This is a genomic window from Micromonospora sp. WMMA1947, from assembly GCF_027497355.1.
Classification (GTDB): Bacteria; Actinomycetota; Actinomycetes; order Mycobacteriales; family Micromonosporaceae; genus Micromonospora.
The window spans coordinates 3,605,819-3,625,366 of sequence record NZ_CP114909.1; the positions used below are offsets into that span (position 1 = coordinate 3,605,819).

Genomic DNA, 19,548 nt, shown 5'->3' on the forward strand with positions numbered 1-19,548 from the left:
ACGTCGTGGCGACCGCGCTGGTGATCGAGAACGACCCGACCGACGACCTCCGCCGCCTGGGGGAGTGGCTCATCGAAGGGGGCCTTGAGCTGCGTGTGCTGCGTCCGCACGCCGGCGACGTGCTCCCCACCGACCTGGAGGGATACGCCGCGCTCGTGGTGCTCGGCGGCGACCAGCAGGCCTACCCGGGGGCCGACGACGCCCCCGGCGCGCCCTGGTTCCCGGCGCTGGAGGGGCTGCTGCGCAAGGCGGTCCGCGGGCGGGTGCCCACGCTCGCCGTCTGCCTCGGCGCGCAACTGCTCGCCACCGCGCACGCCGGCCGCGTCGAGCGCAGCCCGTCCGGCCCGGAGGTCGGGCCGGCGCTCGTGGGCCGGCGCGACGCCGCCGAGGACGACCCACTGTTCCGGTACGTGCCGTTGATGCCCGACGTGTTCCAGTGGCACGCCGACGAGATCACCGAGCTGCCGCACGGCGCGACGCTGCTCGCCGCGTCCACCCGCTACCCGCACCAGGCGTTCCGTCTCGGCGACCGGGCCTGGGGCCTGCAGTTCCACATCGAGTGCGACACCGCGATGATCGCCGAGTGGTCCCGCGACTCGGCAGTGCTGGCCGAGCTGGGCTACGACCCCGAACTGGTGGTGGCCGCCTGCGACCGGGTGATGGCCGACGTCGAGGAGGCGTGGCAGCCGTTCGCGATCCGGTTCGCCGCGCTCGCGCTCGGCGAACTCGGCGACGACAACCCGCGCCGCAGCCTGCCGCTGCTCGGGGCCTGACGGTGACCCGGCCGGCCCGCGGGCGCCTGGCCCGCTACGGATTCGCCGAGGGTGACGGCGCCACCCGCGCCGTGGACCTGCTCGGCCCGGACGGGCTCGCCCTCTGGCGGCCCGACACCCAGGAACCCGCCGACGACCGCGCCGCCGAGCTGCTCGGCGCGCTGTCCCGCGCCGCCGACCCCGATCTGGCACTGCGTCAGCTGCACCGGCTGGTCGAGTCCGAGCGGCGCTCCGGCGACGAGGTGGCCGTCCGCGACGCCCTGGCCGCCGACCCCGGGCTGCGCCGCCGGCTGGTCGCGGTGCTCGGCGCCTCCTCCGCGCTCGGCGACCACCTGGTCGCCAACCCCGGGCAGTGGGCGGTGCTGGCGACCGAGCCGGACGGGCTCGCCCCCACCGCGGACGGCCGGCTCGACCTCAGCGTCGCCGCCCGGCTCACCACCATGACCGGCGCGGTCCCGCTGCTGCGGCAGGCGTACCGTCTCGCGCTGCTGCGGATCGCGGCGGCCGACCTGACCGGCGGGCGCGGCCTGGAGCAGACCATGGCGGCGCTGTCCGGGCTGGCCGACGCCACGCTGGCCGCCGCCTACGACATCGCCGCCGACGAGCTGCCCGACGGCACGCCGCGCCCCCGCCTCGCGGTCGTGGCGATGGGCAAGTGCGGCGGCGACGAGCTGAACTACGTCTCCGACGTCGACGTCATCTTCGTCGCCGCGACCGACGACGACCTGCCCGCCGCGACCCAGGTCGCCACCCGGCTGATCCAGATCTGCGGGCTGGTGGCCTGGCCGGTCGACGCGGCGCTGCGGCCCGAGGGCAACCGGGGGCCGCTGGTCCGCACGCTCGCCAGCCACCTCGCCTACTACAAGCGCTGGGCCCGCACCTGGGAGTTCCAGGCGTTGCTCAAGGCCCGCCCGGCCGCGGGCGACCTGGAGCTGGCCCGGGAGTGGATCGAGGCGCTGGCCCCGCTCGTGTGGACCGCCGCCGAACGCCCCGAGGCGGTCCAGGACGTCCGCTCGATGCGTCGCAAGATCCTCGACAACGTGCCGCCGAAGGAGCTGGAACGCGAGATCAAGCGCGGTCCGGGTGGGCTGCGCGACATCGAGTTCGCCGTGCAGCTGCTCCAGCTCGTGCACGGCCGGGGCGACGAGTCGCTGCGCGTGCCGGGCACCGTACCGGCGCTGCGCGCGCTGGTCGCCGGCGGCTACGTGGGCCGCGCCGACGGGGAGGCGCTGCTGCGCGGATACCGCTTCCTGCGCGCCGTCGAGCACCGGCTCCAGCTCCAGGCCCTGCGCCGCACCCACACCGTGCCGACCGAACCGGCCGCGCTGCGCTGGCTCGCCGCCGCGCTCGGCTACGCGGCCACCCCGGGCCGCAGCGCCGTCGAGGAGTTCCGCGCCGAGTGGGTCACCCACGCCACCGAGGTACGCCGGCTGCACGCCAAACTGCTCTACCGGCCGCTGCTGGAATCCGTGGCCCGGGTACCGGCCGAAGGGCTGCGCCTCACGCCCGAGGCGGCCCGGCACCGGCTGGAAGTGCTCGGCTTCGCCGACCCGGCCGGCGCGCTGCGGCACCTCCAGGCGCTCACCGGCGGCGTCAGCCGTACCGCAGCCATCCAGCGCACGCTGCTGCCGGTGCTGCTCGACGAGTTCGCCGACGCCCCCGAGCCGGACCGCGGTCTGCTCAACTACCGGCAGGTCTCCGACAAGCTCGGCAGCACCCCCTGGTACCTGCGTCTTCTGCGCGACTCCGGCCCGGTGGCGCGCCGGCTGGCCCGGGTGCTGTCCTCGTCCCGGTACGCGGCCGACATGCTGGCCCGCGAACCGGAGGCGCTGCGGCTGCTCGCCGAGGACAGCGAACTGACCCCGCGTCCACGGGAGACGCTCGTCGAGGGCTTCGCCGCGGCTGCCGCCCGCCACGACGACCCGGTCGAGGCGATCCGGGCGGTCCGCGCGCTGCGCCGCCGGGAGCTGGTCCGGATCGCCGCCGCCGACGTGCTCAGCCACGCCGGTTCGCTGGCACCGCTCACCCCGCGCCCGGTCGGCGGCGGGGAACGCCGGCCCACTGTGGTGGACGTGACCGCCGTCGGCACCGCGTTGTCGCACGTCGCCGACGCCACGCTGGCCGCCGCGCTGCGCGCCGCCCGTACCGTCCACCCCGGGCCGCCCGGCCTGCGCTTCGCGGTGATCGGGATGGGCCGGCTCGGCGGGTACGAGTCGAACTACCTCTCCGACGCCGACGTGCTGTTCGTCTACGACCCGCCGCCCGGGGTGGAGGAGAGCGTGGCGAGCGCCGCCGCGCAGGCCATCGCCGAGGAGCTGCGCCGGCTGCTGTCCGCGCCCGCCCCCGACCCGCCGCTCGGCGTCGACGCCGACCTGCGCCCCGAGGGCCGGCAGGGCCCGCTGGTGCGCAGCCTGGCCGCGTACGCCCAGTACTACGCGCGCTGGTCCCGGGTGTGGGAGGCGCAGGCGCTGCTGCGGGCCCGGTACGTCTGCGGCGACGCCGACCTGGGCGCCGAGTTCGAGGCCATGATCGAGCCGGTGCGCTACCCGGCCGAAGGGCTGAGCCGCGAGCAGGTGATCGAGATCCGCCGGATCAAGGCACGGGTGGAGACCGAGCGGCTGCCCCGCGGCGCCGACCCGGCCACGCACACCAAGCTGGGCCGGGGCGGGCTGGCCGACGTCGAGTGGGCGGTGCAGTTGCTCCAGCTCCGCTACGCCGGTCAGGTGCCCGCGCTGCGCGGCACCCGTACGCTCGACGCCCTCGCCGCCGCCCGTGACGCCGGGCTGCTCGACGCCTCCGACGCCGCCGAGCTGGCCGCCGGATGGACGCTCGCGGCCGAGGTTCGCGACGCGCTGATGCTGGTACGCGGCCGGGCCGGCGACCAGCTGCCCCGGCACGGGGTGGAGCTGGCCGGTGTGGTGCGGCTGCTCGGGCGCGAGGACCAGGGCGAGTTCCTCGACGAGTACCTGCGCACCGGCCGCCACTCCCGCACAGTCGTCCAGCGAATCCTCGAGTCCCCCCTCTAGCCCAAGCCGCCCTCTACCGCCCCGCCTCCCCTCGGCGTTGATCTTGCACTTGTGGCCCCGGCGAAAGGGGTATATCCGACTCTCGAGGGGTCGCAACCGCAAGATCGACGGGGCAGGGGCAGGGGCAGGGGCAGGAGGGGCGGGTGGGTCAGCTTGTGAGGGTGTAGGTGCCCTCTCGGGGGACCGTCACGGTGGTCCAGGTGCCGTCTCGGGTGACTTCGGCGCCGCCTGAGGCGGTCAGCCAGCGGTCGTGGCGGACGCGGATCGGGATCGGGCCGGCTGTGGGGGCGCGGAACGTGATCGAGGCGCCGTCCTGGCTGATCAGCTCACCCGGTGCGCCGACCAGCGGGGTGGGGTCGGCGACCGCGTACAGCTTCCAGTGCCGGTCCGACCAGACCTCGGTCAGGTACGGCTGGCCCGCCTCCACCAGCTTCGCCTCCGACGAACCCACCCAGGAGAACTCGGCGTCGGGCACGGCCACGTACTGCACCGCGTTGTCGGCCAGCCAGTCCCGGTAGGTGATCGGGGTCAGTGGAACGCCGGTGCCGTCCGCGCCGGGCACCGTGGTGAAGAACAGCGGATTGCGGTCGATGTCGGCCTGCCGCAGCCAGCCCCGGGCCAGCGGCACGTCGCCCATGTGGGCCGCCTCCCAGTAGTTGCGGGTCGGCGGCACCTCCACCCGCCCGGTCAGGCCGCGCCGGGCCAGTTCCGCGCGCAGCGGGGCGAAGTACGCCGGGTCGGCGGTCGGGTCGTCGGCGCTGCGCAGGTCGGCGGTGACCACCGGCGGCTGCCACCAGCACACCATCGCCAGCAGCGCGGCCAGCGCGAACGCCCCGGCGAGCCGGGAGCGCCGACCGGCGGCGCGGAGCCGACCGGACAGCGGGGCGGGAAGCGTCGCGGTGGCGGCCAGCACCGGCAGCGCGAACATCACCACCAGGCGGGTGGCGTTCAGCCCCACCGGGGTGTGCAGCAGCGCCGACGCCAGCACCCCGGCCGCGGACAGCAGCGCGCCGACCCGCACCGGCCGGTACGCGACGAGAGCCGCCACGACCAGGCTCGTCACCACGGCGTGCACGGTGTCGGCCGTGCTGATGTTCATCCAGCCGCCCTCGCCGAACAGCAGCCCGGTCACCGCCAGCGGCGCGGCGGCCGGTACGGCGAGCAGCAGGCCGTCGGCGTACCTGCGGGTCAGCAGCAGCGCGACGCCGGCGAGCCCGACGAACAGCCCGGCCACCGGGCTGGCCGCGGAGGCGAGCAGTGCGGCGGCAGCGGCGGCGACGGCCGCCCAGACGCGCCGGCCGGGACCGGGACCGGGAGGGCCGGACCCGACCGGCTCGGCGGCGGCACCGGCGACGAGGCTGGTGCAGCGGGCCGGGACGGTGAGCGCGAGCAGCGCGGCCAGGCCGAACGCGACGCCGAGGGCGTACGTGACCCGGCCGGACACCAGGTTGCCGGCGATCGTGACCACGCCGACCAGGCTGCCCAGCAGCGGCCGGGGCACCCGGGTCCGCACCAGCAGGGCGGCGAACGCGGTGGCGGAGGCGAGCAGGGCGAGCGCGCCGGTGACGCGTACCCCGAGCAGCGCCATCAGCGGCGGCGAGACGAGGCTGTAGCCCCACGGGTGCACGCCGCCGTACCAGCGCAGGTCCACCAGGGCGGCCCCGTGCTCGGCGAAGAAGCCGGCGCGGGCGACCTGCGCGGACAGGTCCGAGCCGGTGGCCGGCAGCGTGAGGTGGAACGCGGCGAGGACGAGCGCCGACACGGCGGAGACCGCCACCACCCGACCGCCCCGCATGCCCACCTCCTGATCGCGAACCACCGTACTGGCAGCATGTCGGACGTGCCTCACCACCTCTCGCGCTGGATCGGCCTGGCGGGTTCGGTGCTGCTCGCCGTGGCCGCGTACCTCGGTGGCGCCCTGCCCGACGGCGAGTTGCGTCCCACCCCGGTCAGCATCTGGCAGGGCCCGAACGGGCCGCTGATCATCGGGTTGTGGCTGGTCGGCACCGGGCTGCTGGCGTGGGCCTGGTGGTCGCTGCGGGACAGCGTGCCGTCGGCCCGCTGGGTGCTGGTCACCGTGGCCCTGTGGCTGCTGCCGATGCTCGTCGCGCCGCCGCTGGGCAGCCGGGATGTGTACGCGTACGCGTGTCAGGGCGCCAGCTTCTCGGCCGGGATCAACCCCTACGAGCAGGGCGTGTCGGCGCTGCCATGCCCCTGGCTGGACACCATCTCCTACATCTGGCGGGACACCCCGGCGCCGTACGGGCCGCTGTTCGTGCTGCTCGCCGGCGCGGTGGTGGAGGCCACCGGCTCGCTGCTCGGCGCCGTGGTGCTGTTCCGGGCGCTCGCCGTGGCCGGGGTGGCGCTCACCGCGTGGGCGCTGCCGGTGCTGGCCCGCCGCTGCGGGGTGCCGCCGCAGCGGGCGCTCTGGCTGGCGCTGGCCAGCCCGCTGGTGCCCGTGCACCTGGTCTCCGGCGCGCACAACGACGCGCTGATGATCGGCCTGCTCGTGGCCGGGCTGGCGGTGGTCGCGGCCCGCCCGGGCCGGCCCGGACCGCTGCTCGCCGGTGGGGCGCTGCTCGGACTCGCCGCCGCCGTCAAGGTCACCGCGCTGGTGGTGATGCCGTTCGCCGCGCTGGCCGCGATCGTCGGGGCGTACCGGATCAGGACGCTCGTGCGCGACGGCGGGTGGGTGGTCGGCGGCTCGCTCGCGGCGCTCGCCGCGGTGACCGTCGCGTCCGGCCTCGGGCTGGGGTTCATCAGCGGGCTGGAGCAGGGCGGGCTGGTGGTGGCGTGGACGTCGCCGCCGACGGCGGTGGGGCAGACGGTGGGCTACCTGCTGGCGCCGTTCGGGGTGCACGTCGACGCGTTGCCGGTGACCCGGGCGATCGGCATGGTCGTGCTGATCGCCGTGCTGATCTGGCTCTGGTTCCGGTCGTTCCGTCGCGGTGAACCGTTCTGGCACGCCGGGCTGGCGCTCACCGCCACCGTCGCGCTGTCCCCGCTGTTCCACCCCTGGTACTGGCTGTGGCCGCTGGCAGTGCTCGCCGCCACCGCGCGCCGCACGCTCTGGTTCTCGATCGTCACAGTGGTGTCGTCGTTCCTGGTGCTCGCCGACGGCACCGGGCTGGCCCGGTACAGCAAGATGCCCGGTGCGCCGCTGATGACCCTGTTCGTGATCGGTGTGGTCGTCTGGTTGGTACGGTCGGCTCGCCAGGGCCGGCAGCCGGTTCCCGTGGACTGAGGGGAGGGCCGGTGAGCGAGCCCGACGGACCCGTCCGGCCGGTCGCCGCCGGTCTCGCCCGCTACGCCGGTCTCGCCGGGGCCGTCCTGCTCACCGTCGCCGGGTGGCTCGGCGGCGCCCTTCCCGGTACGCCCTCGCGGGCCACGCTCGCCGCGATCTGGTCGGCGCCGCACGGGCCGCTGACGCTCGGCTGCTGGCTGGCCGGGACGGTGCTGCTGGTGGGCGCATGGTGGTCGCTGCGGTGGGGCGCCCCGTCCGGCCGGTGGGCGTACCTGACGGCGGGGCTCTGGTCGCTGCCGCTGCTCGCCGCGCCGCCGATCGGCAGCCGCGACGTCTACTCGTACGCCTGCCAGGGCTGGACGTGGACGCAGGGGCTCAGCCCGTACCGGGTGGGGGTCGCGGCGGCCGGCTGCCCGTGGACCGACTCGGTGTCGCCGATCTGGCGGGACACCCCGGCGCCGTACGGGCCGTTCTTCGTCCTGCTGGCCGGGCTCGCGGTCCTCGCCGGTGGCGGCCTGATCGGGACGATCGTGGCGTTGCGGCTGGTCGCGGTGGCCGGGGTGCTGCTGGCGGCGCTGTGCATGCCCGGGCTGGCCCGCGCCGCCGGGGTGCCCACCCGCCGGGCCGCCTGGCTGGTGCTCGCGTGCCCGCTGGTCGGCGTACACCTGGTGGCGGGCGCGCACAACGACGCGCTCGCGCTCGGGCTGCTCCTGCTCGGCCTGCTGGTGCTGGTCCGCCTGCCGGGCAGGCCGCGCGCGCTGCTGGTCGCCGGGGTGCTGCTGGGCTTGGCGGTGGCGGTGAAGGCGGTCGCGGTCGTGGCGCTGCCGTTCGCGGCGCTCGCCGCCGTGCTCGGCCGCTACACCTGGCGGGCGCTGCTGCGCGACGGCGGGCAGCTGGCTGCGTCGGTGCTCGGCACCCTGCTGGTCGTGTCGCTCGCCACCGGCCTCGGACTGGGCTGGGTGGGAGGGCTCGGCCACAGCGGCGACTCGCAGCAGTGGACCTCCCCGCCCACCGCTGTCGGCTTCGTCGTCGACTACGCCGGCGAGCTGGCCGGGCTGCGGCCACGGGCGGTGCCGGTGGCCCGGACGGTCGCGCTGGTGTTGCTGGCCGGCACGCTCGTCGCGCTCTGGTGGTGGGCGTGGACGACGCTGCGACGGCTCAACGACGCCCGGCAGCGGGTCGCCCGGCTGACGCTGGCCCGGCCCCGGGTGGCGCTGCTCGGCGCGGGACTGGCGCTCGCCGCCACCGTGCTGCTCGCCCCGGTCTTCCACCCCTGGTACGCGATCTGGCCGCTGACGCTGCTCGCGGTCGCGGCGGTGCCGCTGGCCCGGCAGGTCTGGTTCGTGGCGCCCTGCGCGGTGGCCTCGGCGCTCACCCTGCCCGACGGATCCAACCTGGCCCGGTTCAGCAAGGCGCCGGGCGCGGTGCTGATGACGGTGCTGGTGGTGGTCGTCGCGGTCGCCGGTGTCCGGGCCACTTTGCGCCGCCGCACGACGTAAAAGGCCGGACCGCGCTGCGTAAACGGCCGGGCCGGCTCCGCCATCGCGGAGCCGGCCCGGCCGGTGCTGACGTACGTGCTCAGCAGTCGAAGTACATCGCGAACTCGTGCGGGGTCGGGCGCAGACGCACCGGGTCGACCTCGTTGGCCCGCTTCCACTCGACCCAGGTCGAGATCAGGTCCGGCGTGAACACGCCGCCGTCGAGCAGGTAGTCGTGGTCGGCCTCGAGCGCGTTGAGCACCTCCGGCAGCGAACCCGGGACCTGCTTGACGTCGCCCCACTCCTCCGGCGGCAGGTCGTACAGGTCCTTGTCGATCGGCGCCGGCGGCTCGATCTTGTTCTTGATGCCGTCCAGGCCGGCCATCATCATGGCCGAGAACGCCAGGTACGGGTTGCTGGACGGGTCCGGCACCCGGAACTCGACGCGCTTGGCCTTCGGGTTGCTGCCGGTCACCGGGATGCGGGTGCAGGCGGAGCGGTTGCGCTGCGAGTAGACCAGGTTGACCGGCGCCTCGAAGCCCGGCACCAGGCGACGGTAGGAGTTCACCGTCGGGTTGGTGAAGGCCAGCAGCGAGGGTGCGTGGTGCAGCAGGCCGCCGATGTACCAGCGGGCGGTGTCGGACAGGCCGGCGTAGCCGGTCTCGTCGTAGAACAGCGGTTCGCCGCCGCGCCAGAGGCTCTGGTGGGTGTGCATGCCGGAGCCGTTGTCACCGAACAGCGGCTTGGGCATGAACGTCGCGGTCTTGCCGGCGGCCCAGGTCTCGTTCTTGACGATGTACTTGAACAGCTGGAGCTGGTCGGCGGCGTGCAGCAGGGTGGAGAACTTGTAGTTGATCTCCGACTGGCCGGCGGTGCCCACCTCGTGGTGCGAGCGCTCGACGGTGAATCCGCCGTCGACGAGGCGCCGCACGATCCGGTCGCGCAGGTCGGCGTAGTGGTCCACCGGCGGCACCGGGAAGTAGCCGCCCTTGTACGCGGTCTTGTAACCGCGGTTGCCGCCCTCCTCGATCCGGCCGCTGTTCCAGGCGCCCTCGATCGAGTCGATGTAGTAGAACGACTGGTGCGCGGAGGTCTCGTGGCGGATGGAGTCGAAGATGTAGAACTCCGCCTCCGCCCCGAAGTACGCGGTGTCGGCGATCCCGCTGGCGGCGAGGTAGGCCTCGGCCTTCTTCGCGACGTTGCGCGGATCCCGGGAGTACGCCTCGCGGGTGAACGGGTCGTGGATGAAGAAGTTGAGCGCGAGCGTCTTCTGGGCCCGGAACGGGTCGATGAAGGCGGTCGCGACGTCCGGCAGCAGGAGCATGTCGGACTCGTGGATGGCCTGGAAGCCGCGGATCGAGGATCCGTCGAAGGCGAGGCCGTCGGTGAAGACGCTGTCGTCGAACGACTCGACCGGCAGGTTGAAGTGCTGCATCACGCCGGGCAGGTCACAGAAACGTACGTCGACGAACTTCACGTCCTCGTTGGCGAGGTATCGCAGGAGTTCCTCGGAATTGGCGAACACACGTCCTCCTGGCAGGTCCACTCCGGTAGCTGGCTACTGGCGACGCTATGGCCGTGGGGTTGCCCTGCCGTGTCTCGTCTGTTTCCGCCGTGTTACGTCGCTTGCGGAGCGTCATCTCGGCACGCTGTGATGCCGAATGTCGTATTTTTCGTCAGGGGTCGCGGCGGCGCTACCCTGGCCGCTGTGACCGATACCGCCGCCACACCGGTGCCGCCCGCCACCGACCCCGCCTTCACCCCGCCCAGCCTCGGCCGCCGCTTCGGCGCCCTGATCATCGACTGGGTGCTGTGCCTGATGGTCGCCCGGGCGTTCTCCGACCCGGTCCGCGACGGCTGGCCGCCGGTCCTGGTGCTGATCCTGGAGTACGGCTTCTTCATCGGTCTGTTCGCCCAGACTCCCGGCATGTTCCTCACCCGGCTGCGCTGCGTGTCCTGGGCCGACGGTGGCCGGATCGGGCTGCTCCGGGGCCTGCTGCGCGGCTTCCTGCTGGCCCTCGTGGTGCCGGCGCTGCTGATGGACGAGCACCGGCGCGGCCTGCACGACCGGCTCGCCGGGTCGGTCGTCACCGACGCCCCGCGCCGCTGACCCCCATGAGGAAAGGAGCCGGCCCCGCACGGGACCGGCTCCTTCTCGCGTACGCCGGAGGTCAGCGACCCCGGGTCTGCCGGAACGCGCCGCGCGGCGGCCGCATGTTCTTCGGGATCGCGCCCTTGGGCATCTGCGGTCGCGCGGTGAGCGCCTTGAGCCGCTTGTCGAGGGCGTTGACGTCCTTCGGGGACAGGGCGCGCGGCAGCCGCATCAGCGTCATCCGCAGCTTGCGGACCGGCAGCTCACCCTCGCCCTGCCCGATCACGTAGTCGTGCAGCGGGGCGGTGCCGATCACCTTCGCGAGGCGGCGCTTCTCCTGGCCGAGCAGGCCGCGGACGCGCTGCGGGTTGCCCTCGGCCAGCAGGATCACGCCCTGCCGGCCCACCACCAGGTGCACCATGTCCATCTGGGTGGTGGAGCTGACCGCCGGGGTGACCCGCCAGTCGCCGCGCATGCTCTCCATGATCTGCGCCGCCGCGCCCGGCTGCCCCTCGGCGGCGTTCATCATCGCCTTGTTGGAGCGCAGGTTGAGCACGATCAGCACGGCGAGCAGGGCGAGCAGGATGCCGATCGGCAGCCAGATCCAGCCCCAGGCGATCACCGCGACCACGGTGAGCGCGAGCGGGATCAGCACCGCCGCCGCGGTCAGCGGCGCGAACCACTTGTCCTGCTTGGCGGTGAACCGGAACACCATCCCGATCTGCTTCAGCCGCTGGCCGAACGAGACCTTCTCCTGGGGCTTTGCCATACCGCAGAGTCTAGTGGTCGGCGCACATCACGTTGATCCGTGGCCGCCTGTTCCGCCGAGGGCTGAGTACCTTACCGCCGCGCCGGCCCGAACCGGCCCGCCGGTAAGGAGGGGGAGGGGCCGAAGATCAGGCGGCGTACCCATGCCCCGGGGGCACCTTCGCGCGGAGAGTCGATCTCGACAGGGAACGACACCGCACGGCAAGGGAGACCGAGATGTTCGGCAACGACGCGGACTTCATCCTCAGCATCCACCGCAGCCACGCCTCCGAGTTGCAGGCCGACGCCGCCCAGGACCGGCTTGCCCGGTCGCTGCCCCGCCGGCACCCGCGCGGCTGGCTCGGCCGACGCCGGCACGGCGCCCGCACCACCGACGCCCGCCGGTGACCGCACCGGCGGCCGTCGCCGGTCCGGCCGGGTTCGTGGGCGCGGCCGGTGCCGTGGGGGAAATTGCCGGTCCGGCCGTCACGGGGGCGGCCGGGGCGGCGGGCCCCCTCGGCCCGGCCGCGCAGTCGGGGGGTCGTGGCATGCTCGACGGCGTGACCGTACGCGCTGCCAGCACCGTCCTCGTCGGCCGCCGGCCCGAGCTGACGGCGCTCGGTGACGCGCTGACCCGGTCCCGGTCCGGCGAACCGACGACGGTGCTCGTCGGCGGCGAGGCGGGTGTCGGCAAGACCCGGCTGCTGGAGGAGTTCGGCACCCAGGTGGAGGCGGCCGGCGCGCGCCTGCTCGTCGGCCAGTGCCTGGAACTGGGCGAGGCCGGTCTGCCGTTCGCCCCGTTCGCCGCCGCGCTGCGCGACGTGCTGCGCCACGACGGGCCGGCCGCCTTCGCCGGCTACGAGGCGGAGTTCGCCCGGCTGCTGCCGGAACTGGCCCGGATGCCCGCGGCCGTCGCCGTGCCCGCCGGGCCGGCCCTCGCCGACACCCCGCGCGGCTACCTGTTCGACCTGGTCGCCGACCTGTTCCGGCGGATCGCCGAGGAACGCCCGCTGGTGCTGGTGATCGAGGACCTGCACTGGGCCGACCGGTCCACCCGGGATCTGATCGGCTTCCTCGTGCGGGCCGCCCGCGCGACCCGCCTGCTGGTCGTCTGCACCTACCGCACCGACGAGCTGCACCGCGGGCACCCGCTGCGGCCGTTCCTCGCCGAGCTGGACCGGGTTCGCGGCGTGGACCGGATCGAGCTGGGCCGCCTCGACCGGGATGGCACCGCCGCCGTACTGGCCGACCTGCTCGGCGTCGAGCAGTACGCCCGGACCGTCGACGACGTGCACGAACGCACCCAGGGCAACCCGTTCTTCATCGAGGAGCTGGCCGCCGCCGGTGGCCCGGTCGGCTGCGCGGCCATCCCGGAGACGCTGCGCGACCTGCTGCTGGCCCGCGTCGACCGGCTGCCCGAGCCGGCCCAGCGGGTGCTGCGGATCGCCGCCGCCGGAGGCACCCGTTTCGCCCACCAGCTTCTCGCCGAGGTGGCCGGCCTGCCCGAGGCCGAACTGGAGGACGCGCTGCGCGCCGCCGTGGCCGGGCAGCTCGTGGTGGCCGACCCGGATGGCGACTACGAGTTCCGGCACGCGCTGGTCCGCGAGGCCGTGCACGACGACCTGCTGCCCGGCGAGCACGCGCGGCTGCACGCCCGCTACGCCGCCGCGATCGAGGCCCAACCGCACCTGGTCGCCGCCGGTCGCGCGCCGGCCGAGATCGCCCACCACTGGTACGCGGCGCACGACCACCCGCGCGCGCTCACGGCCGCCCGGGTCGCCGCCGAGGCGGCAGCCGAACGGTACGCGTACGCCGAGCAGAGCCGGCTGCTGGAGCGCGTCCTCGAACTGTGGGAGCAGGTGCCCGACGCCGCCGACCGGCTCGGCATGGACCACCTGCGGGTGCTGGAGGACACGCTCACCGCCGCGGTCACCGCCGGTGACCTCAGCCGCGCGCTCACGCTCACCCGGGCCGCGCTGGCCGAGGTCGACTCCGACGCCGAACCGCTGCGCGCCGCCCGCCTGCTCGACCATCGGGGCCGGCTGTTCGCGCTGCTCGGCAAGAGCGACGGCGCGGCCGAGCTGCGCGAGGCGTACCGGCTGGCGGCCGCCGCCCCCGACGGCCCGGAACGGTTCGCTGTGCTCGCCGACATCGCGTCGCACCTGATGAAGGTCGACCCGCGCGAGGCCGCCTCGGTCGCCGCCGAGGCCGCGGCCGGCGCGTCCGAGGTCGGCACCGACCTGGTGCTGCTGCCCACCCGGATCGCCCTGCTGCACCGCCTCGACGGCACCCCGGAGCGCGGGCTGGCCGAGCTGCGCCGGGTCGAGGCGCGGGCCCGCGCCGCCGGTGACTCGTGGGCCCTGGTCAGCGCGCTGGTCTTCCTCTCCGACGTGCTCTACGAGCTGGGCCGCTACGACGAGTCGGAGCAGGCGGCCGCGGCCGGGGTGACCGAGGCGCGCCGGGTCGGCATCAGCCGCTCGATCGGGGCGTACCTGCTGTCGAACCGGGCCGAGGCGCTGATCGCGCTGGGCCGCTGGGACGAGGCGGACGCCACCTGCGCCGAGGCGGCCCGGATCGACCCGCCCGGCGTCTCCGGGCTGCACTGGCTGCAACTGCGCGCCGGGCTCCACCTGGCCCGCGCCCATCCCGCCGCCGACGAGGTCGTCGGGCGGGCGCTCGCGTTCCTCCGGCGCCCCTACCTGTGGCCCAACCACCGGCTGCCGCTGCACGAGCTGCGCGTGGAGGCCGCGCTCGCCGCCGACGACAAGCTGGAAGCGGTACGCGCGGCGCGCGCCGCCCTGGCCGACCCGCACCTGACCGACCTGCCGCGCGAGGGGTGGCCGGTGCTCGGTGCGGTGGCGCGTACCGCCGCGCTGACCGGGGACGCCACGCTCGCCGCCGAGGTGTCCACGAGGGCCGCCGCGCTGCCCGCCCGGCACCCGGCCGAGCAGGCGTACGCGGCAGGCGTCACTGCCGTCCTGACCGGGGTCGGTCCCGCCGCTCCCGCCGACGCGCTCGTCGCGTGGCGGGCGGCGGTGGCGGCGTGGCGGACGGCCGGGCAGCCGTACCCGCTGGGCCGGGCGCTGCTCGGGCTGGCCGAGGCGGCCGCCGCGGCGGGCGAGCGGGACGACGTGGCCGCCGCGGTACGGGAGACAGTGGAGTTGGCCGCCCGGCTGGGCGCCACCCCGCTGGGCGAGCAGGCGGCGACACTGGCCCGCCGGGTCGGGCTGCGCGGCACCGGGCGACCCGGTCCGGACCTGCTGACCAGCCGGGAACAGGAGGTGCTGCGGCTGGTCGCCGAGGGGCACAGCAACAGCCGGATCGCCGAGCGCCTGTTCATCTCGCCGAAGACGGCGAGCGTGCACGTGTCCCGGATCATCGCCAAGCTCGACGTGACCAACCGGGTGGAGGCCGCCGCGCTGGCCCACCGTCTCGGCCTGCTCGACGCTTCGCCGCCCGCCCCGGCACAGCGCCGCGCCCGGTAGCACCCGCGTCGGCCGCTGCCGGGCCTGCGTCAGCGGCGTGGCAGGTAGATCCGCCAGCCGGCGACGGTGACGACGTCGAGCGCGCCCGATTCGGTGCCGACGCGTTCGTCCAGCCGGGCGGCCAGCGGCGAGCCGGCGAGCGCCACCCAGGCCGCGTCCGGGTCGGCCGCCACCTCCCGCCGGTACGCGGGCAGCCTGTCGAAACCGGGGCGCAGGTCGTCCTCGACCACGGCGCAGAGCACGTTCTCGCCGGTGGCGTAGGCGAGCCGGTTGCACGTCCAGTAGCCGCCGCGCACATTCCGCACGTCGAGCGCGCCGAGCGTGTCCACGAGCGACCGGTGCCGGTCGGCCTCGGCGTGCACGGCCGGCGCCGCCCGGACCACGTCCACCGTGGCCGCCACGCCGGTGCCGAGCACACCCGCTAGTACCGCCACCGCCGCGACTCGCGCCACCCGGACCGCCGGCCGGCGGGCGGCCCGCCACAGTGGCCAGAGCAGGGCCGGCACGGCGACCGCCAGGCACGACAGGTAACGGCTGCTCTCGATCGGCGTCTGCCCGGCCGCGTTGCTCACCGCGTACGCCGCGAGCACGCCCGCCGCCCCGCCGAGCAGCGCCAGCCGCACCCCGGCCGACACCCGCTCCGCCGAGCGCGGACCGTCGGGGGCACGGCGAAGCGTGTGCCACGCGGTGAGCGCGGCGAGCACCAGCAGCACCGGAAACACGACGGCCCACCAGAGCTGCCAGGTGGCGCACCGGCCGGGGGAGCAGAAGCCCATCGCCAGCGGCGGCCCGAGCACCAGCCCGCCGTGCAGCCGGTCCGCCCAGTCCGCGGGCGTACCCGTGCCACCGGCCGCCAGCACCGCGGCCACCGGGTTGCGGCCGTGCAGCAGGCTGTCGGCGAGCATCGGCGCCGCGCCCACCAGCAGCGCGCCCGCCAGCACCACCCCGGCCCGCCCGGCCAGTTCCCGCCACCGCCACGCCACCAGCAGCACGCCGAGCGTCAGCACGTACGGCAGGATCAGCGGGTCCACCCAGAGCAGCACCCCGGAGACCAGCCCCCAGGCCGCCCAGCGGGGCAGCCGCGCGCCCGCCCCGGTTACGCAGAGCCCGACGGTGAGCAGCGCCAGCGCGGCACCGGCCGGGTTCAGCTCCGGATAGCCGCCACCGGCGATGAGCTGGTTCTTCACCACCCGGTCCGAGCCGAGCGCCAGCACGGCCACGACGAGCAGGGCGTACCAGCGGTCACCGCCGAGCCGCCGGGTCAGCCGCCAGGACAGCAGCAGGAACAACGCGTACAGCGCCAGCGTGGGCAGCCGCAGCACGAGCACCGACGGCCCGGCCAGCGCGACCAGCGGCGCGGCCAGGTACGCCTCCAGCGTGCCCATGTAGGCCTGGCCGTAGAACCAGACCGGGAAGCCGTCGCCGCGGGCGATGTGCAGGGCGGCCAGCCCCATCGTCGCCTCGTCGCTGTTCGTGGGCGGCACGTCGGCGAACAGCAGCGCCAGCCGGTACCCCACAGCGGCGAGCCCGACGAGCAGGGCGAGCAGAGTCGGCAACGGCAGCCGCCGGGGCGTACGAGGGCGCACGGATTCGCGTGGCTCCTCGCGTACCCCGGCGGTCATGCCTGTGATCATGGCATCCGGCGGGCGGCGGCGGCGGGTGACGCGGTCGACGGCCGGCCTCAGCCGGCGACCGGAACCTCCCGGCGGGCGGCGAGCGCCTGCTGGTAGAGGCGGCCCGCGCGGTACGACGAACGGACCAGCGGGCCGCTCATCACGCCCGCGAAGCCGATCTCCTCGGCCTCCTCGCGCAGCTCGACGAACTCCTCCGGCTTGACCCAGCGGGTCACCGGGTGGTGCCGGGGGGAGGGGCGCAGGTACTGCGTGATGGTGATCAGCTCGCAGCCCGCCTCGTGCAGGTCGCGCAGCGCCTGGGACACCTCGGCGCGCTCCTCGCCCATGCCGAGGATCAGGTTGCTCTTGGTGACCAGGCCGTCGGCCCGCGCCTGGCGGATCACGTCCAGCGAACGCTCGTAGCGGAACGCCGGGCGGATCCGCTTGAAGATGCGCGGCACCGTCTCCACGTTGTGCGCCAGCACCTCGGGCCGCGAGCCGAAGACCTCGGCGAGCTGCTCCGGTACGGCGTTGAAGTCGGGGATCAGCAGCTCGACACCGCAGCCGGACTGCAGCGCGTGGATCTGCCGGACCGTCTCGGCGTAGAGCCAGGCACCGCCGTCGGGCAGGTCGTCGCGGGCGACACCGGTGATGGTCGCGTAGCGCAGGCCCATCGCGGCGACCGACTCGGCGACACGCCGCGGCTCGTCGGCGTCGAACTCGGCCGGCTTGCCGGTGTCGATCTGGCAGAAGTCGCAGCGCCGGGTGCACTGGTCACCACCGATGAGGAAGGTGGCCTCCCGGTCCTCCCAGCACTCGTAGATGTTGGGGCAGCCGGCCTCCTGGCACACGGTGTGCAGCCCTTCGCGCGAGACGAGCCCGCGCAACTGGGTGTACTCCGGGCCCATCTTGGCCTTCACCTTGATCCATGGCGGCTTGCGCTCGATCGGCGTCTCGGCGTTGCGCGCCTCGATCCGCAGCATCCGCCGCCCCTCCGGGGCGACGGTCGCGGTGTGCGCTGGCTGCTCAGTCGTCGGCGCGGATTGCTCGATCGTCACAAAACCGAGCGTACGCCGGTCGGCGCCGGTCGATGAACGTGGGCGACGGCCGTCACGCCGGAATCGCTGTGACACCGGACACCAGGGGTGAAAAAACCCGGTCACAGCGCGGCCCGCGCGGTGCTAGCGTGCCGGGCAGAGCTGTGACGGAGCCGAGTAACGGACCGATCCGCCAGTCGAGAGAGCCGCCGGTTGCTGCGAGGCGGTCTGGCGCCGGTCCGTGAAGACCCTCCCGAGCTGCGGGAAGAACGGCGCGTCGCGCCCAGTAGAGCCCGCCCGGCCGGCCCCGGTGAAAAGGCGACGAACGAGGTTCCCGCTTCGGCGGGGACGAAGGTGTGGTGGCACCGCGAGGTTCCCGCTCGCCCACACCTCCCTGGGGATCGCGTTGCGATTGGTCAAGGAGGTAGTCGTCGTGCAACGCATCCTGTCCACCCAACTCCCCGCCCATATGGGCGCCACCGTGCGGCTCGCCGGCTGGGTCCACCGCCGCCGGCTGCTCAAGTCGGTGGCCTTCCTGATCGTCCGCGACGCCGCCGGGCTCGCGCAGGTGGTGGTCGCCGCGCCCGCCGTGCGCGAGCAGATCGAGGCGCTCACCGAGGAGACGGTCGTCGAGGTCGTCGGCACCGTGGTCGCGAACGCCACCGCGCCCGCCGGGGTCGAGGTCGTCGAGCCGACGGTACGTCCGCTCGGGCCGACCGCCGTCCCGCCCCCGTTCGACCTGTACCGGCCGGTGCTCACCGCCGGCCTGCACACTCAGCTCGACCACGCGCCGGTCGCGCTGCGGCACCCGGTCCGCTCCGCCGCGCTGCGGGTATCGGCGGCCGCCGTGTCCGGCTTCCGGGCCACGCTCGACGGGCAGGGCTTCGTCGAGGTGCACACGCCGAAGGTGGTCGCCTCGTCCACCGAGAGCGGGGCGAACGTGTTCGCGCTGGACTGGTTCGGGCGGCCCGCCTACCTGGCCCAGTCGCCGCAGTTCTACAAGCAGCTCATGGTGGGCGTCTTCGAGCGGGTGTACGAGGTGGGGCCGGTGTTCCGTGCCGAGCCGCACGACACGGTGCGCCACCTGGCCCAGTACACGTCGCTCGACGTCGAGCTGGGGTTCGTGGCCGACCACCGGGACGTGATGACGGTGCTGCGGGAGACCCTGGCCGGGATGGTGGCGACCGTCGGCGAGCGGGCCGGTGGGGCGCTGACGACGCTCGGCGTGACGGTGCCGCAGGTGCCGGCCGAGATCCCGGCGGTGCACTTCACCGACGCGCTGAAGATCGCCGGGGCGCCGCCTTCCGAACCCGACCTGGCGCCGGCGCACGAGCGGGCGCTGGGGGAGTGGGCGCTCCGCGAGCACGGGAGCGACTTCCTCTTCGTCACCGGGTACCCGATGGCGAAGCGCCCCTTCTACACCCACCCGGACCCGGCCCGGCCCGCGTACTCGAACGGTTTCGACCTGCTGTTCCGGGGCGTGGAGCTGGTCACCGGCGGGCAGCGCCTGCACCGGCACGCCGACTACCTGGCCGCGCTCGCGGCGCGGGGCGAGCCGGTGGAGCCGTACGCCGGGTACGTGGACGCGTTCCGGCACGGCATGCCGCCGCACGGCGGGTTCGCGATCGGGCTGGAGCGATTCGTCGCGCGGCTCGTCGGTGCGGCGAACGTCCGGGAGGTGACCGCCTTCCCGCGCGACCTGCACCGCCTCACGCCCTGACCGGCGGCTCTCGGCCGCGCCGGGGCTGGGAAACCAGCCCCGGCGCGGACACTGAGAGTGAGGGGAGGTCGTCTCCGGCTGCGGTCACGGTCCGTAAGGGTGCGCTAGATGTCGCGCGGGTGCCCTTGTTGCCTCCGGAGCGGGCTGAGCAGGGGTTATGGCGGCGCCCGCCGAGGGGGAGGGACGGGTGCGTGCGCCCTTTGCTCTGCAGCCACCGACGCATCGATCGACCAGGAGTGACCGTCGCGTATCCGGCTGCAGAGCAAAGTCGGCGAGAGGGGACAACCCTCGGGCACGGCTTCTGTCACTCACGGTGACCGCAGGGCGCTGGCC

General features: G+C 74.7%; 13 protein-coding genes. 8 read left to right on the plus strand and 5 right to left on the minus strand.

Annotated features, from left to right (window positions below; all coding sequences use genetic code 11):
* The first annotated feature begins 5 nt into the window (after positions 1-5).
* The gene (locus tag O7604_RS17380) at positions 6-773 is read left to right on the plus strand and encodes a type 1 glutamine amidotransferase (protein WP_281577123.1); all 768 of its coding nucleotides are present in this window, start codon (positions 6-8) and stop codon (positions 771-773) included.
* A 2-nt stretch (positions 774-775) separates the two neighbouring features.
* On the plus strand, positions 776-3,799 hold the full coding sequence (locus O7604_RS17385) for a bifunctional [glutamine synthetase] adenylyltransferase/[glutamine synthetase]-adenylyl-L-tyrosine phosphorylase (RefSeq protein WP_281577124.1): 3,024 nt from the start codon (positions 776-778) through the stop codon (positions 3,797-3,799).
* Positions 3,800-3,947: 148 nt separating this feature from the next.
* Here the strand turns inward: O7604_RS17385 and O7604_RS17390 are convergent, their stop codons facing one another.
* Positions 3,948-5,594, minus strand: a complete 1,647-nt coding sequence (locus tag O7604_RS17390) for a hypothetical protein (protein WP_281577125.1) — start codon at positions 5,592-5,594, stop codon at positions 3,948-3,950.
* Between the two features lie 45 nt (positions 5,595-5,639).
* Between O7604_RS17390 and mptB (O7604_RS17395) the strand changes: the two genes are divergently transcribed.
* Positions 5,640-7,043 (plus strand): polyprenol phosphomannose-dependent alpha 1,6 mannosyltransferase MptB, encoded by a 1,404-nt coding sequence (gene mptB, locus O7604_RS17395; protein WP_281579975.1) that lies wholly within the window; start codon positions 5,640-5,642, stop codon positions 7,041-7,043.
* 11 nt (positions 7,044-7,054) lie between these two features.
* A complete protein-coding gene (mptB, locus tag O7604_RS17400) occupies positions 7,055-8,542 on the plus strand; it encodes a polyprenol phosphomannose-dependent alpha 1,6 mannosyltransferase MptB (protein ID WP_281577126.1) in 1,488 nt (495 codons plus the stop codon).
* A gap of 79 nt (positions 8,543-8,621) precedes the next feature.
* On the opposite strand, the gene glnA is transcribed toward mptB (O7604_RS17400), so the two are convergent.
* Positions 8,622-10,046, minus strand: coding sequence for a type I glutamate--ammonia ligase (gene glnA / locus O7604_RS17405; RefSeq protein WP_269704782.1), 1,425 nt, complete (start codon positions 10,044-10,046; stop codon positions 8,622-8,624).
* 129 nt (positions 10,047-10,175) lie between these two features.
* Between glnA and O7604_RS17410 the strand changes: the two genes are divergently transcribed.
* Entirely contained in the window at positions 10,176-10,631 is a 456-nt protein-coding gene (locus O7604_RS17410) for an RDD family protein (RefSeq protein ID WP_281577127.1), read from the plus strand.
* Between the two features lie 61 nt (positions 10,632-10,692).
* On the opposite strand, the gene O7604_RS17415 is transcribed toward O7604_RS17410, so the two are convergent.
* A complete protein-coding gene (locus O7604_RS17415) occupies positions 10,693-11,382 on the minus strand; it encodes a DUF4191 domain-containing protein (RefSeq protein ID WP_128138945.1) in 690 nt (229 codons plus the stop codon).
* 215 nt (positions 11,383-11,597) lie between these two features.
* On the opposite strand from O7604_RS17415, the gene O7604_RS17420 reads away from it, so the two are divergent.
* Both O7604_RS17420 and O7604_RS17425 read left to right on the plus strand, forming a co-directional pair.
* Positions 11,598-11,768: a hypothetical protein gene (locus tag O7604_RS17420; protein WP_281577128.1), complete on the plus strand. Its 171-nt coding sequence runs from the start codon at positions 11,598-11,600 to the stop codon at positions 11,766-11,768.
* Positions 11,769-11,920: 152 nt separating this feature from the next.
* Positions 11,921-14,845 carry a helix-turn-helix transcriptional regulator gene (locus O7604_RS17425; protein WP_281577129.1) on the plus strand — a complete coding sequence of 975 codons (2,925 nt, stop codon included), beginning with the start codon at positions 11,921-11,923 and terminating at the stop codon, positions 14,843-14,845.
* Between the two features lie 29 nt (positions 14,846-14,874).
* Here the strand turns inward: O7604_RS17425 and O7604_RS17430 are convergent, their stop codons facing one another.
* Complete coding sequence (locus O7604_RS17430) at positions 14,875-16,467, minus strand: DUF423 domain-containing protein (RefSeq protein ID WP_269704786.1); 1,593 nt, start codon at positions 16,465-16,467, stop codon at positions 14,875-14,877.
* A gap of 59 nt (positions 16,468-16,526) precedes the next feature.
* A complete protein-coding gene (lipA, locus tag O7604_RS17435) occupies positions 16,527-17,516 on the minus strand; it encodes a lipoyl synthase (protein WP_281577130.1) in 990 nt (329 codons plus the stop codon).
* A 412-nt stretch (positions 17,517-17,928) separates the two neighbouring features.
* Between lipA and aspS the strand changes: the two genes are divergently transcribed.
* A complete protein-coding gene (aspS, locus tag O7604_RS17440; protein WP_281577131.1) occupies positions 17,929-19,215 on the plus strand; it encodes an aspartate--tRNA(Asn) ligase in 1,287 nt (428 codons plus the stop codon).
* The last annotated feature ends 333 nt before the right edge of the window (positions 19,216-19,548 follow it).